The following is a 13462-nucleotide window of genomic DNA, read 5'->3' on the forward strand; positions in this document are numbered from 1 at the left end:
CGCCTACAGCACGTGCGCGAGGAAGTCTTGCGTGCGCTGCTCGCGCGGCGTGACGAGCACCTGCTCGGGCGCCCCCTGCTCGACGATCACACCCTCGTCCATGAACACCACCTGGTCGGCGACCTCGCGGGCAAAGCCGATCTCGTGGGTCACGACGACCATCGTCATCCCGGACCGCGCCAGGTCCTGCATCACGCCCAGCACCTCCCCCACGAGCTCGGGGTCAAGGGCCGAGGTGGGCTCGTCGAAGAGCATGAGCTCGGGGTCCATCGCCAGGGCCCGCGCGATGGCGACCCGCTGCTGCTGCCCCCCGGAGAGCTGGGCCGGGTAGTGGTCCGCGCGGTCGGAGAGCCCCACGCGGTCCAGGAGCTCGAGCGCCCGGGCCCGGGCCGTCGACCTCGAGTCCCCCCGGACCTGTACCGGCGCCTCCATGACGTTCTCGAGGGCGGTGCGGTGCGGGAAGAGGTTGAAGCGCTGGAAGACCATGCCGATGCGCGAGCGCTGGCGTGCGACCACCTTGGGGTGCAGCCGGTGCAGGCGGGTGCGCCCACGGCGGGTGACCTCGCGGTAGCCCATGCGTTCGCCCGCCACCTCGACGGAGCCGGCGTCGATCTCCTCGAGCTCGTTGATGCAGCGCAGCAGGGTCGACTTCCCGGACCCCGAGGGGCCCAGGATGACGCTGACGGCTCCTGGCTGCACCGTCAGGTCGACGCCGCGCAGGACGTGCAGGTCGCCGAACAGCTTGTGGAGGCCCTCGATCTGCACCATCGGCGCCGTGGCCGCCGCGGGGTCCGGGGTGGTGGGCTGCGTGGTCATGGCGTCACGTCCAGGAAGGGGTCGTCGGTGGTGGTGCCGGACTGCCGGATGGCGGCCTGGCGGCTCGGGCGGCCCGCACGTCGTCGTCCTCCGCCCGGGCGCCCGGTCCCGCCGTCGGAGCCGAACCCCTTGCCGTAGTACCGCTCGATGTAGTGCTGCCCGACCATGAGGATGCTCGTGATGACGAGGTACCAGATCGCCGCGACCATCAGGAGCGGGATCGGCAGGAAGATCCGGTTGGCGATCGCGTTGGTGGCGAACGTCAGGTCCAGGGTGAACGGCACCGCGAGGACGAGGGACGTCGTCTTGAGCAGGGAGATCGTCTCGTTGCCCGTCGGCGGGACGATCACGCGCATGGCCTGGGGCAGGACGACGCGGCGCAGGATCTTGCTCTCGCTCATCCCCAGGGCCTTCGCCGCCTCGCTCTGACCGGGGTCGACGGAGCCGAGCCCGGCGCGCACGATCTCGGCGAGGTAGGCGGCCTCGTTGAGCGCGAGGCCCAGGACGGCGGCGTAGAAGGCCGTGATGACGTCGGCGGTGTCGAAGGAGAAGAACTCGGGCCCGAACGGCACGCCGACGCTCAGGCGCGGGTACAGCACCGACAGCAGGCCCCAGAACACGAGCTGGGTGTACACGGGGGTGCCGCGGAAGATCCAGATGTAGGTCCAGCTCGTCCAGCGCAGGACGGGGTTCTGCGACCGCCGCATGATCGCCAGGGTAATGGCGAGCAGGACCGCGATCGCCATCGCGAGGAACGTCAGGAGCAGGGTCCACCCGACGCCCTGGACCACGCGGGTGTCGAAGAGGTAGGCGCCGACGACGTCCCAGCGGTAGTTGTCGTTGGTGACCAGGCCGTTGACCGCCATCGCGGCGAGCACGCCGATGACGACGGCGGAGATCCACCGCCCGGGCCGCGGGACGGGCACGGCGTGGATGCGCCCGGGGATCGGGTCGGTCTCGGGGGTCGGGGTCTGGCTCATGAGATCTCCGGCTGGATATCGAAGGAGTCGACGGCGCCCTGCTCGTTGCCCCACGCCGTCAGGATGCGCTCGTAGTCGCCCGAGGCGTCGAGCGACTCGAGGGCGGCCTGGATGGCGAGGGCGAGGTCGTCGTCACCGAGCTCGACGACGATCCCCTGGTCGGCCTCGGCCCGGACGCTGCCGAGCTGTTCCAGGCGTCCGCCCGTCCGGGCGACCGCGAAGGCCGCGATGGGCGAGTCGGTGTACATGACGTCCGCGCGTCCGCCGACGAGGTTGGTCGTCACCTCGTTCTGCTGGTTGAACGGCAGGATCGTGATCTCGGGGTCGCCTGCGGCCACGCACTCGTCGGAGATCACGGGGATCTCCTCGTTCTGCACGGTCCCGACCTGCACGGCGACGGTGGTCCCGCACAGGTGGTCGGGGTCGATCTCCCGGGGGTTGCCCGCGAGCACCGTGTACGACTCGCCGGCGTTGAAGTAGTTGATCATCGTGACGGCCTCGAGGCGCTCCGGCGTGATCGTGAACGACGAGATCCCGACGTCGTACGTCGAGCCGACCGACGGGATGATGCTCGTGAAGTCGGCGATCTCGGGGGCGCTCTCGAGCCCCATGACGGCGGCGACGGCGGCGATGATGTCGAGGTCGTACCCGATCGGCGTCTGCCCGTCCTCGGCGAGGAACTCGGCGGGGGCGTAGGCCCCGTCGACCCCGACCGTGAGCAGGCCGCCGGCCGCGACGTCGTCCGGGACGAGCGCGACGACGTCGGGGTCGGGCTGGATCGTGGACACGTCGACCTCGGGGATGGTCACCCCGCCGCTCTCCCCGATGATCTCCTCGTCCGAGACCTGAGTGCACCCCGCGGCGACCAACGCTGTGACGGTCAGCACCCCGGCGATCCGGAGGCCCGACGTCGGACGGCGGGCGGGCCCGGGAGGGTGCTGTGCGGGGTGTGAGGTCATGACTCCCTGGAGTCTACGACGGGCGCCACGCCGTCGTCGTCGTGGCCGCCCTCGGGCAGGTCCTCCGCCTCCGGGCGCCGGCGGAGCGCGACGATGCTGGCGATCAGCCCGCCCCAGACGACGACGATCGTCACGATGAGAAAGATGACGGCGGTGCTGGTCATCGACGTGCCTCCTTGACGGCGCTGGTGGGCTGCGGCTTGGGCGGGTACTCCGGCCAGGGCACGAACCCGTCCACGGACTCGTGCCGGCGCACCATCGGCATGACGACGGCGAGCACGACCATGAACGCGACGGAGCCCCAGCCGACGGTCACGAGGTACCAGGTGGGGTAGCCCTCGTACCCCTCGGAGATCAGCGTGACGATGCGCGAGGCGAGCATGTACGTGAGCAGGACGGGTGCGAGGATCCCGACGCAGAACCGCCACCAGGACCCGAGCTGGAACGTCGAGACGGTGTTGAGGTGGTACTGGAGCTCCTTGCCCCGGCGCAGCACCCACATCAGCAGCACGGTCATCAGGACGGCGGACCCGACGATCCCGATGTTGTTGGCCCAGTTGTCGGTGGTGTCGAGGTAGATCAGCCCGGTGGTCGATCCGAGCAGCACGATCGAGATGACGGCGCTGACGCTCCCGATGCCCACGGCGGACGCCCGGGGGCTCCAGCCGAACTTCTCCTGGAAGCCCGAGGAGACCACCTGCAGGATCGACAGCAGCGACGTGAGCCCCGCGAGCACGAGCGTGCCGAAGAAGAGCGCCCCGAAGAGCTGCCCGCCGGGCATCTCCGAGATCACCGCGGGGAAGGTCATGAACGACAAACCAACACCGGTGAGGTTCTCGAGCTGGTCGATCGCGACGCCCTCGTTGAAGGCGAGGAACCCGAGCGTGGCGAAGACACCGATCCCCGCGAGGATCTCGAACGAGGAGTTGGCGAACGCGACGACGAGGCCGGGTCCGGTCATGTTCGACCGGCGCGGGCGGAACGACGAGTAGGTGATCATGATGCCGAAGGCGATCGAGAGCGAGAAGAAGATCTGGCCGTACGCCGCGATCCAGACGTTCGCGTCCGTGAGCGCCGACCAGTCCGGGGTGAACAGCGCGTTGAGCCCGTCCGCGGCGCCGTCGAGGAAGAGGGCGCGGACGACGAGCACCGTGAAGGTGACGACGAGCAGCGGGATGAACACGACGTTCGCCCGCTCGATGCCCTTGGCCACGCCGGCACCGAGGATCACGATCGTCACGACCCACACGGCGACCAGCGGGATCAGCACGCCGGGCACGAAGTCGAGGCTGAACCCGGGCTCCCCGACCTGCAGGTACTCGCCGACGAAGAACCCCGTCGGGTCGTCGCCCCAGGCAAAGTTGAACGAGAAGAAGAAGTAGCTCACCGCCCACGCGATCACGGCCGTGTAGTACAGCGCGATCACGATGCAGATGCCGATCTGGAACCAGCCGAGGCTCTCCAGCCCACGCGAGATCCGCCGGAAGGCCTGCGGCGGCGCGCCACGGAACCGGTGCCCGACGGCGTAGTCGAGGAAGAGGATCGGGATGCCGGCGGTGAGCAGCGCGATCAGGTACGGCACCATGAACGCGCCGCCGCCGTTCTCGTACGCCACCCCGGGGAACCGCCAGATGTTGCCGAGGCCGATGGCTGATCCGACCGCGGCAAGGATGAAGGCCGTCTGACCGCTGAACTGCTCGCGCGGTCGACGCCGTGCGCCGGCGGACGGCGTGGACTCTGAGCCTGCCATGGGTACCTCGCTCGGTGTGGTGCGGCCGCCGTGGGGTGGCGCGGCCGGTGTTCGTGGACTGGGGGCACAGTAGCGCCGTGCGGGGGTGACAGCACGGCGGACCGTCGGTGATTGTGAACCAGGACCCGACGTCCGCGTGCACGTCGCCAAAGTGTGAACGCGGCCCGGCGGTCGTAGCGTCGTGCCCATGACGACGACGCGAGACGAGCCCGAATCTCTCCTCCTCGTGCTGCACGGCGCCCGGGGAGACCTCGCCGCCCGGATGGTGCTGCCCTCGATGTACCTGCTGTACCGCCGCGCCCTGCTGCCGGACGAGTGGCGGATCATCGGCACGGGGCGCGCGGAGATGACGGACGACGAGTTCATCGACCACGTCCACGACGCCCTCGAGAAGTACTCGGACGAGCCCCTCGACTCGGGCTGGCACGACTTCGCCGCCCGCCTGGCGTACACCACCGAGGTCACCGAGGACGCCCCGTGGGAGCAGGAGCAGGCGATCGGGGACCAGACGAACAAGGGCGCGCTCCTCGTGCACTACCTCGCGGTGCCGCCGTCGGCCTTCGCCCCGATCACCCGGGCGCTCGCGAAGCACGACCTGCTGACCGACGCCCGCGTCGTCTACGAGAAGCCGTTCGGGACGTCGCCGGAGTCGTTCACCGAGCTGGACGCGCTGGTGCACGAGCACCTGGACGAGGAGCAGGTGTTCCGCATCGACCACTTCCTCGCGAAGGAGGGCACCCAGAACCTGCACGTCCTCCGGTTCGCCAACGAGCTGTTCGCGCACTCCTGGAACCGGGAGCACGTCGCGGAGGTGCAGATCGACGTCCCCGAGACGCTGGACGTCGCCCAGCGCGCCGAGTTCTACGACGCCACGGGCGCGTCGCTCGACATGCTCGTGACCCACCTGTTCCAGGTCGCGTCCGAGGTGGCGCTCGAGACCCCCGACTCGCTCGACGTGGACGCCCTCGTCGCCGCCCGCGAGGAGGTCTTCCGGTCCTTCCGCGAGCTCGAACCGACGGACGACGTCGTCCTCGGTCAGTTCACCGGGTACACCGACATCGACGGCGTGGACGACGACTCGACCACGGACACCTACGTCGCCGCACGGCTGTGGATCGACAACGAGCGGTGGCAGGACGTCCCGTTCGTGCTGCGGACGGGCAAGATGCTCGCGGGCGCCGCGCAGCGCGTGACCCTCGTCCTCCGCGCCCCGCGGGGGCCGATGGCCGGTGAGTCCACCGTGCGGCCGAACGCGATCAGCGTCTCGATCAGCGGCGACGGCGAGATCGAGCTCTCGACGACGGTGAAGCGACCCGGCCCGGAGCTCGAGCTCGCGAGCGGTATCGCCCGGCTGTCCCTGGACGACGTCGACCCGGGCGCCTCGCTCCCGCCGTACGCGAGCGCCATCCACGACGTGCTCGACGGCGACCGCCGGGCGTTCACGACGTCGGCGACGCTGACCGAGGCGTGGCGCGCGTTCGCCCCTCTGCTCGGCCCCGGGCGCCCGGCCCCGGAGCCGTACGAGCCCGGCTCGTGGGGTCCGACCGCGGCCGACCGCCTCGTCGGCGACGAGGGCTGGTGGGTCCGCGGCGACGGCGACACCCCGCACGGCGACTGACCGGCGCGCGCCCGTGGCGACGTCCGAGCGCGCCTCCGGACGTCCGAGGAGTGGTCGAGATGTGACCAGAATCCCCGCGCGCCCGCCGCGCGGTGCGGGGCCATGCCGCCTACGGTCTAGTACATGATCGCCCGAGTCCTCACGCGCCTGGGGCTCTTTCTGCTCGGTACGTTCCTGCTCGCGGGCTCGCTGTGGGCAGGTCTGAGCTTCGGGGCCACGCTGGCCCGCAACCACTGGACGTACCCGGTGATGCTGGTCGTCGCGTTCGTGGCCGGGGTGCTGCTGCTCGGGTACTTTTTCTATCTGCTCTACCGCGACGGGGGCGGCAACGACCCGTACGGCCGGCCGGCCCCGGTCCCCGAGCCGCTGCCGCCGAAGAAGCGGTGGGCGCGCGTGGGGGTGTGGACGGTCGTGTCCGCGCTGCTCCTCTCGGTCGGCACGGGGATCGTCTACCTGCGACCGCACCCGGCCGGGCAGGACGCGACAGCCAGATATGCCGCGGGCGATGTCGTCGACCTCGTGGAGGGTCACGGCTGGTACGCGTTCGTCCCGCGCGAGCCGGGCACCGACCCGGCCGGGCACGTCGACCGTACCGGCAAGTACGCGCCCACCCCCGAGGGTGTCGCCGACACGGGTCTGGTGTTCTTCCCGGACCAGCGCGTCGACTCGCGGGCCGAGGCGCCGGTCCTGCGCCCCCTCGCCGAGGCGGGGTACACCGTCGTCGTGCTCGCGGAGCCACTGGGACTGGACGCGCCGGACCCCGACCTGGCCGACGTCGCGCCGAAGGAGTTCCCCGAGATCTCCCGCTGGGTGGTCGGCGGGCACGGCACGGGCGGTCACGCCGCGGCCTCGTGGGCGGACGCGAACGCCGGAGCCGACGCCCAGGGGCTGGTGCTGCACGCCTCTGCTCCCGAGCTGGACGTCTCCGGTCTCGAGATCCGGTCCACGTCGATGTGGGGCACCCTCGACACGGTGGTCCCCGCCTCCGACATCGCCGCCTCCCGCGCCAATCTGCCGTCCTCGACGGACTTCGTCCGGATCCCCGGCGCGATCCACTCGTCGTTCGCCGACTACGGCCCCCTGCGCGGCGAGGCGCGGACGCAGTTCGAGCCCGAGGTCCTCTACGCGCAGGTCGCCGACGAGACGCTGCGCTTCATGGACAGGGTGGCGTACGTGCCGGTCGAGGAGCCCGCCGAGGACGCGGACGCCGCCGACGAGGAGGCCGAGTGACCGAGTCCCGCACGTGGGCGCGAAACCTCGCCTACGCCGCGCGCGAGGTCCGGCACCCGCAGACCCTGGCGGAGCTGTCCGACGTCGTCCGCACCGCCCCGCGGGTCCGTGCTCTGGGGACCCGGCACAGCTTCAACGACGTCGCGGACACCACGGGGACGCACGTCGTCCTCGACCGGCTCGACGACGGCCGTGCTCCCGTCGAGGTGGACCGTGCGGCGATGACGGCCAGCGTTGCGGCCGGCCTGCGGTACGGCGAGGTGTCGCTCGCCCTGCACGCCGAGGGGGTCGCGCTCGGGGCGATGGCGTCGCTGCCGCACATCTCGGTGGCCGGGGCCGTCGCGACCGCCACGCACGGCTCGGGCGACGCGGAGGCGAACCTCGCGGCCGCCGTCGCCGGGCTCGAGATCATGACGGCCGACGGCGAGCACCGCCTCCTGGGCCGCGACCACCCGGACCTGCCGGGCGCCGTCGTGAGCCTCGGTGCGCTGGGCGTGGTGACCCGGGTGCTTCTCGACGTCGTGCCCACCTACGCCGTGCGGCAGAACGTCTATCTCGGGCTCGGGTGGGACACGCTGGCGGCGAACTTCGACGCCGTGACCGCGAGCGCCACCTCCGTCAGTCTGTTCACGCGCTGGGGCGACGTCGGCGTCGACCAGGTGTGGCAGAAGCAGGCCGTCGGCGGGTCGGACGCTCCCGCACCCGGGGAGTACCTCGGTGCGCGGGCCGCGGTCTCGGCGATGCACCCGCTGCCCGGGGTCGACGCGGCGGCGTGCACGGCCCAGCTGGGCGTGCCGGGGCCGTGGAACGAGCGGCTGCCGCACTTCCGGCTCGACCACACGCCGTCGAACGGCGAGGAGCTGCAGTCGGAGTTCCTGCTCCCCCGCCGTCACGCGGTCGCCGCGATCGAGGCGTTGCGGGGCCTGGCACCGGTGGTCCGCCCGCTGCTGCAGGTCACCGAGATCCGCACCGTCGCGGCCGACCGTCTGTGGATGAGCACGGCGAACGCCGACGCCGCGGGTGCCGACGGGGTCGTCGGGTTCCACTTCACGTGGAACCCCGCCCAGGCGGAGGTCGAGGCCGTGCTCCCCCGGATCGAGCGGGCGCTCGCCCCGTTCGACGCACGCCCGCACTGGGGCAAGGTCTTCACCGAGGACGTGCGCGACGTCGTCGGCCGCTACCCGCGCTTCGGCGACTTCCGGGCGCTGGCGGAGCGCTACGACCCCGCCGGACGCTTCCGCGGCGGGTACGTCGAGGCGATGTTGGGCTGAGGCCCTGCGCGCCCGGTCAGGCGTGCGGCACGGTGGCGTGGATGAGCGTCCCGTCCTCGCGACGGCTGCCCGCCATCGCGCGCAGCGTGGGCCGACCCTCCAGCCGCGGCCCCTGCCCGTCGAGCGCGACGGTGACGGTCTCGTCGTGCGGGACGTGGACCGGCGTACCGCGCACGACGACGTCGGCGCTGCCGGTCTCGCCCGTCAGCGTGATCGCGTCGGGGGTCACCACGACCCGGAGCCGCGACCCGCGGACCGTGACGCGGTACGTCAGGTCGTCCCACGAGTCCGGCAGGCGCGGGTCGAACGACAGGACACCGTCGTGGTCGCGCATCCCGCCGAACCCCGAGACGAGCGCCGCCCAGGTGCCGCCCGCCGAGGCGACGTGCACCCCGTCGGTGGCGTTGGCGTGCAGGTTGGCCAGGTCGACATAGAGGCCGGCCTCGAAGTACTCCAGGGCGAGCTCGTGGTAGCCCACCTCGGCGGCGATGATCGACTGCACCACGCCCGAGAGGGTCGAGTCGCCCGTGGTCAACGGGTCGTAGTAGTCGAAGTTGGCCCGCTTCTCCTCGTCGGAGAAGTGCTGGCCCTGCAGGTAGAGGGCGAGCACGACGTCGGCCTGCTTGAGCACCTGGTACCGGTAGATCACGAGCGGGTGGTAGTGCAGCAGCAGCGGCCGCTTGTCCGGCGGGGTGGCGGGCACGTCCCAGACCTCGCGCTCGAGGAAGTGCTGGTCCTGCGGGTGGATGCCGAGGTGCTCGGCGTACGGGATCGCCATCGCCGTGGACGCCCGCTCCCACTCGCGGATCTCCTCCTCGCTGACGTTGAGGCGTCGGGTCGCCTCCGCCCGCATCTCGGGCGCCTCCTCGGCCATGTACCGCAGCGCCTCGGCGGCGGACGCCATGTTGAACCGCGCCATGACGTTGGTGAAGAGGTTGTCGTTGACGACGGTCGTGTACTCGTCCGGGCCGGTGACGCCGTGGATGTGGAACTGGTTGTCCGCGTTCTCGCGCCAGAACCCCAGGTCCGACCACATCCGGGCGGTCTCGACGAGCACGTCGACGCCCTCGCGCACGAGGAAGTCCGTGTCGCCCGAGGCCCGGACGTACTGCATCAGGGCGAAGGCCACGTCGGCGTTGATGTGGTACTGCGCCGTGCCCGCGGCGTAGTACGCCGAGGCCTCGCGGCCGTTGATCGTGCGCCACGGGAAGAGCGCACCCAGCTGGGTCACCTCGGCGGCCCGCTGCCGCGCGGCGTCGAGCATCTCGTACCGGAACCGCAGCGCGTTGCGGGCGAACTTCGGCGAGGTGTACGTCAGGAACGGAAGGACGTAGACCTCCATGTCCCAGAAGTAGTGGCCGCCGTAGCCCGAGCCCGTCAGCCCCTTGGCCGGGATGCCGGAGCCCTCGGCCCGCGCCGAGGCCTGCGCGAGCTGGAAGAGGTTCCAGCGGATCGCCTGCTGCGCGCCCTCGTCGCCCGTGACCTCGACGTCCGAGCGCTCCCAGAAGTCGTGCAGCCATGCCTGCTGCTCCTCGCGCACCCGCTCGATCCCGTCCCGCGCCACGCGGTCCAGGGTGCGGCGGCAGCGGTCCACGAGCTCGCGCGGGGGCACGCCGCGCGACGTGTGGTACGCCACCGTCTTCGTGAGCCGGACGGGGACGCCGGGCTGCGCGTCCACCCGGAAGACGTGCTTGGCGAGGTCCTCGCCGACGTACCCGCGGGTCTCGGCGTGGTTGGCGGTCTCGAGCACGTGGTCGGCCGCGACGGCGAGCGTCATCCCCGAGTTGGTGCACCGGTAGGTCAGGACGAGACGTTCGTCGTCGTGCCACTGGCTGACGGGCTGCAGGACGCGGTCGCTGAACCGCTCGGCGCGGCGCGGGTCGAACGAGGCACCCATCGCCGCGGAGGCGACGTGGTACTCGTCCTCGCCGTCCTGGCGGTTGAGGATCTGCGAGGAGATGGCGATCGCGGCAGGCTCGTCGACCATCTCGACCTCGAACGTCATCACCATCAGGTGGCGTTCGGTGAACGAGATCATCCGCGTCGAGGAGACCCGAACCTGCTTGCCGCTCGGGGTCCGCCACAGCAGGCCACGGTTGAGCTCGCCGCGACGGAAGTCGAGCGCGCGCTCGTACTCGACGAGGTCGGCCACCGGGATCAGCAGCGGCTCGTCGTCGACGTAGAGCCGGATCACCTTGGCGTCGGGGACACTCACGATCGTCTGCCCCTGCTGGGCGAGCCCGTATGCCTCCTCGGCGTGCCGGATCTGCCAGGTCTCGTGGAAGCCGTTGATGAACGTGCCGTGGGTGTGGGACTCGCGCCCCTCCTCCACGTTCCCGCGCGTGCCGAGGTAGCCGTTGCCGACGGAGAACAGCGTCTCGGTGACGCCCAGCTCCTCGCCGGACCAGCGGGCCTCGACCAGGCGCCAGGGGTCGACGGGGAAGCGGCTGCGGTCGACCTTGCGGCGCTCGGCCTTCGTCGCGGGGCTCATCGGCCTCCCTCCAGAACGCTCGCGTCCAGCTCGTCCAGGTCGGCGACGACCACGTCGGCACCCGCGGAGCGCAGCGCGTCGGCGCCGACGCCCCGGTCGACCCCGACCACGAGGCCGAACTCGCCGGCGCGCCCGGACTGCACGCCCGAGATCGCGTCCTCGACGACCACGGCCTGCTCCGGCGTCACCCCGAAGAGCCGGGCCGCGTAGACGTAGGTGTCCGGCGCGGGCTTGCCCGGCAGACCCTCGGCCGCCGCGACCGTCCCGTCGACCACGGTCTCGAAGTAGTGGTCCAGGCCTGCCGCACGGAGCACCGCGGGGGCGTTGCGGGAGGAGGAGACCACGGCCACGTGGGCACCCGCGGCCACGACGGCGTCGAGGAACGCGACCGAGCCCGGGTACGGCGAGACCCCCTCGGACTCGAAGAGCTGGTTCACGACGACGTTCTTCTTGTTCCCGAGCGCGCAGACGGTCGAGTCCCCCGGCTCGTCGTCGGGCGAGCCCCAGGGCAGCTCGACGCCGCGGTCCGCGACGAAGTCGGCGACACCCTCGAACCGGGGCTTGCCGTCGATGAGCGCGAAGTAGTCCGCGTCCGAGTACGGAGGCAGCCCGTTCTCCTCGGTGAACGCGTCGAAGAGGCGCGCCCAGGCCCGCCGATGAACCTCGGCGGTCGGGGTCAGGACCCCGTCGAGATCGAACAGAACTACGCTCAGCTGAGCCATGGACGTCCTTCCGGTGCAATCGTTTGCGGTGCCCCCGAGCAGAATTTCAGCCTAACGGGGCCTGGGCGACCTGCGCGACGTGCATGCAGAATTCCGGCGGAGCCGTCCGTCGGCATCGCTCATTCCGTGACGAGATCGTCCAGCACGACGTCCTGGCCGCTGAGCGTCGCCCGCAGGCCTGCATCGGTGACCTCGACCGCGTCGACGCTGATCTCCTCCGGCAGCCCGAGCGGGATCTCGAACCCGTCGAGCACGTCGCCGAGCAGCGAGTCGAGGAAGTCAGGGAGGTCGTCGAGCGACACGGTCGCGCCGCCGACGGCGATCGAGGAGACCTCCGCCACCACGCCCCCGTCCTCGGCGCGGGGCTCGACGGCGACCGTGACGGCGCTGAGCGCACCGGTCCCGGTCAGCGTCAGCTCGCCGTCCACGACGGCGACGCTCGTGCCCTCCCCCGCCTCCTGGGCGACGAGCTCTTCGAGTCCGGCGAGCGGCAGCGTCCCCGCACCCTCGACGGCGCCCGCGAGGTGGGGTGCTTCCGTCTGCACGTCGCTGCCGGTGAACGCGACGTCCTCGATCGTCACGTCGCCGATGACCATCGTGTCGGCGGAGCCGCTGACGTCACCGAGCTCCCCGGCTGCGAGCTGCGTCAGCACCGGGAACCCGCCGATCGCCACCGACTGGCCGGTGGCACCCTCGTCGCCCCAGGCGTCCTCCGCACCGGACTCGACGACGGCCGCCGTGATGCGGTCGGCCACCACCAGCAGCAGCACGATGCCGAGCACGACCGCCAGGACCCACCACACGCGTTTCATGCGGCCAGCGTAGGGGGACATGCCTAGTCTGGCCGGATGACATACCCCATCCGCATCGGAGTCCAGCTCCAGCCCCAGCACGCCGACTACGCGCAGATGCGGGACGCCGTCCTGCGCGCCGAGGACCTCGGCGTCGACGTGATCTTCAACTGGGACCACTTCTTCCCGCTCTACGGCGACCCGGAGGGCAAGCACTTCGAGTGCTGGACGATGCTCGGTGCGTGGGCCGAGCAGACCGAGCGCGTCGAGATCGGCGCCCTCGTGACCTGCAACTCGTACCGCAACCCGGAGCTGCTCGCGGACATGGCCCGGACCGTCGACAACATCTCGGGCGGGCGCCTGATCCTCGGCATCGGCGCCGGGTGGTTCGAGAAGGACTACGAGCAGTTCGGGTACGAGTTCGGCACCGCCGGATCCCGGATCGCGCAGCTCGCCGCGGACATGCCCCGGATCAAGGCGCGGCTGGCCGCCGGGAACCCGGCCCCGGTGCGCGAGATCCCGATCATGATCGGCGGTGGCGGCGAGAAGAAGACGCTGCGCATCGTCGCCGAGCACGCCGACCTCTGGCACTCGTTCGGCGACCCCGAAACGCTCGCCCGCAAGTCCGCGATCCTCGACCAGCACGGCGACGCCGTCGGCCGGGACACCGCCACGCTCGTCGAGCGCTCCGTCGGGGTCGAGGCGCCGCCGTCGGAGGTCGCCGAGGGTGTCGTCGGGGCCGGGGCGACGCTGCTGACGGTCGGCACCGGCGGGCCCGACTACGACCTCTCCCTCGTCGAGCAGTGGGTCCGTTGGCGGGACGAGCGCCGCTGA

12 protein-coding genes are annotated in these 13462 nt (G+C 71.3%); 4 read left to right on the forward strand and 8 right to left on the reverse strand.

The window, feature by feature from the left end:
- Positions 1-3 precede the first annotated feature (3 nt).
- Genes Q343_RS0112770 through Q343_RS0112790 form a run of 5 tightly spaced genes read right to left on the reverse strand, consistent with a single transcriptional unit; the run spans position 4 to position 4505 of the window.
- Positions 4-816: an amino acid ABC transporter ATP-binding protein gene (locus Q343_RS0112770; RefSeq protein WP_052367223.1), complete on the reverse strand. Its 813-nt coding sequence runs from the start codon at positions 814-816 to the stop codon at positions 4-6.
- Positions 813-1796 carry an amino acid ABC transporter permease gene (locus Q343_RS0112775; protein ID WP_029253953.1) on the reverse strand — a complete coding sequence of 328 codons (984 nt, stop codon included), beginning with the start codon at positions 1794-1796 and terminating at the stop codon, positions 813-815. Before Q343_RS0112775 ends, Q343_RS0112770 begins: the two co-directional genes overlap by 4 nt.
- Positions 1793-2755 carry an ABC transporter substrate-binding protein gene (locus tag Q343_RS0112780; RefSeq protein WP_052367224.1) on the reverse strand — a complete coding sequence of 321 codons (963 nt, stop codon included), beginning with the start codon at positions 2753-2755 and terminating at the stop codon, positions 1793-1795. The genes Q343_RS0112775 and Q343_RS0112780 overlap by 4 nt, the downstream gene beginning before the upstream one ends.
- Positions 2752-2919: a methionine/alanine import family NSS transporter small subunit gene (locus Q343_RS14985; protein ID WP_081829837.1), complete on the reverse strand. Its 168-nt coding sequence runs from the start codon at positions 2917-2919 to the stop codon at positions 2752-2754. Before Q343_RS14985 ends, Q343_RS0112780 begins: the two co-directional genes overlap by 4 nt.
- On the reverse strand, positions 2916-4505 hold the full coding sequence (locus tag Q343_RS0112790; RefSeq protein ID WP_029253955.1) for a sodium-dependent transporter: 1590 nt from the start codon (positions 4503-4505) through the stop codon (positions 2916-2918). The genes Q343_RS14985 and Q343_RS0112790 overlap by 4 nt, the downstream gene beginning before the upstream one ends.
- 187 nt (positions 4506-4692) lie before the next feature.
- On the opposite strand from Q343_RS0112790, the gene Q343_RS0112795 reads away from it, so the two are divergent.
- From Q343_RS0112795 to Q343_RS0112805, 3 genes are all read left to right on the forward strand, one after another.
- On the forward strand, positions 4693-6123 hold the full coding sequence (locus tag Q343_RS0112795; RefSeq protein ID WP_029253956.1) for a glucose-6-phosphate dehydrogenase: 1431 nt from the start codon (positions 4693-4695) through the stop codon (positions 6121-6123).
- A 123-nt stretch (positions 6124-6246) separates the two neighbouring features.
- Positions 6247-7353, forward strand: a complete 1107-nt coding sequence (locus Q343_RS14665) for an alpha/beta hydrolase (protein WP_052367225.1) — start codon at positions 6247-6249, stop codon at positions 7351-7353.
- Positions 7350-8624 (forward strand): FAD-binding protein, encoded by a 1275-nt coding sequence (locus Q343_RS0112805; RefSeq protein ID WP_029253958.1) that lies wholly within the window; start codon positions 7350-7352, stop codon positions 8622-8624. Before Q343_RS14665 ends, Q343_RS0112805 begins: the two co-directional genes overlap by 4 nt.
- Positions 8625-8640: 16 nt before the next feature.
- On the opposite strand, the gene Q343_RS0112810 is transcribed toward Q343_RS0112805, so the two are convergent.
- The 3 genes from Q343_RS0112810 to Q343_RS0112820 form a co-directional block, all read right to left on the reverse strand.
- Positions 8641-11115 carry a glycoside hydrolase family 65 protein gene (locus tag Q343_RS0112810; RefSeq protein ID WP_029253959.1) on the reverse strand — a complete coding sequence of 825 codons (2475 nt, stop codon included), beginning with the start codon at positions 11113-11115 and terminating at the stop codon, positions 8641-8643.
- Positions 11112-11837 (reverse strand): HAD family hydrolase, encoded by a 726-nt coding sequence (locus tag Q343_RS0112815; RefSeq protein WP_043110094.1) that lies wholly within the window; start codon positions 11835-11837, stop codon positions 11112-11114. The genes Q343_RS0112810 and Q343_RS0112815 overlap by 4 nt, the downstream gene beginning before the upstream one ends.
- A 119-nt stretch (positions 11838-11956) precedes the next feature.
- Positions 11957-12649, reverse strand: coding sequence for an LmeA family phospholipid-binding protein (locus Q343_RS0112820; protein ID WP_162175491.1), 693 nt, complete (start codon positions 12647-12649; stop codon positions 11957-11959).
- A 36-nt stretch (positions 12650-12685) separates the two neighbouring features.
- Here Q343_RS0112820 and Q343_RS0112825 point away from each other — a divergent pair, with 36 nt between their 5' ends.
- Positions 12686-13462 carry an LLM class F420-dependent oxidoreductase gene (locus tag Q343_RS0112825; RefSeq protein ID WP_029253962.1) on the forward strand — a complete coding sequence of 259 codons (777 nt, stop codon included), beginning with the start codon at positions 12686-12688 and terminating at the stop codon, positions 13460-13462.

Source organism: Paraoerskovia marina DSM 21750, assembly GCF_000701465.1.
In the GTDB taxonomy this organism is placed as follows: domain Bacteria; phylum Actinomycetota; class Actinomycetes; order Actinomycetales; family Cellulomonadaceae; genus Paraoerskovia; species Paraoerskovia marina.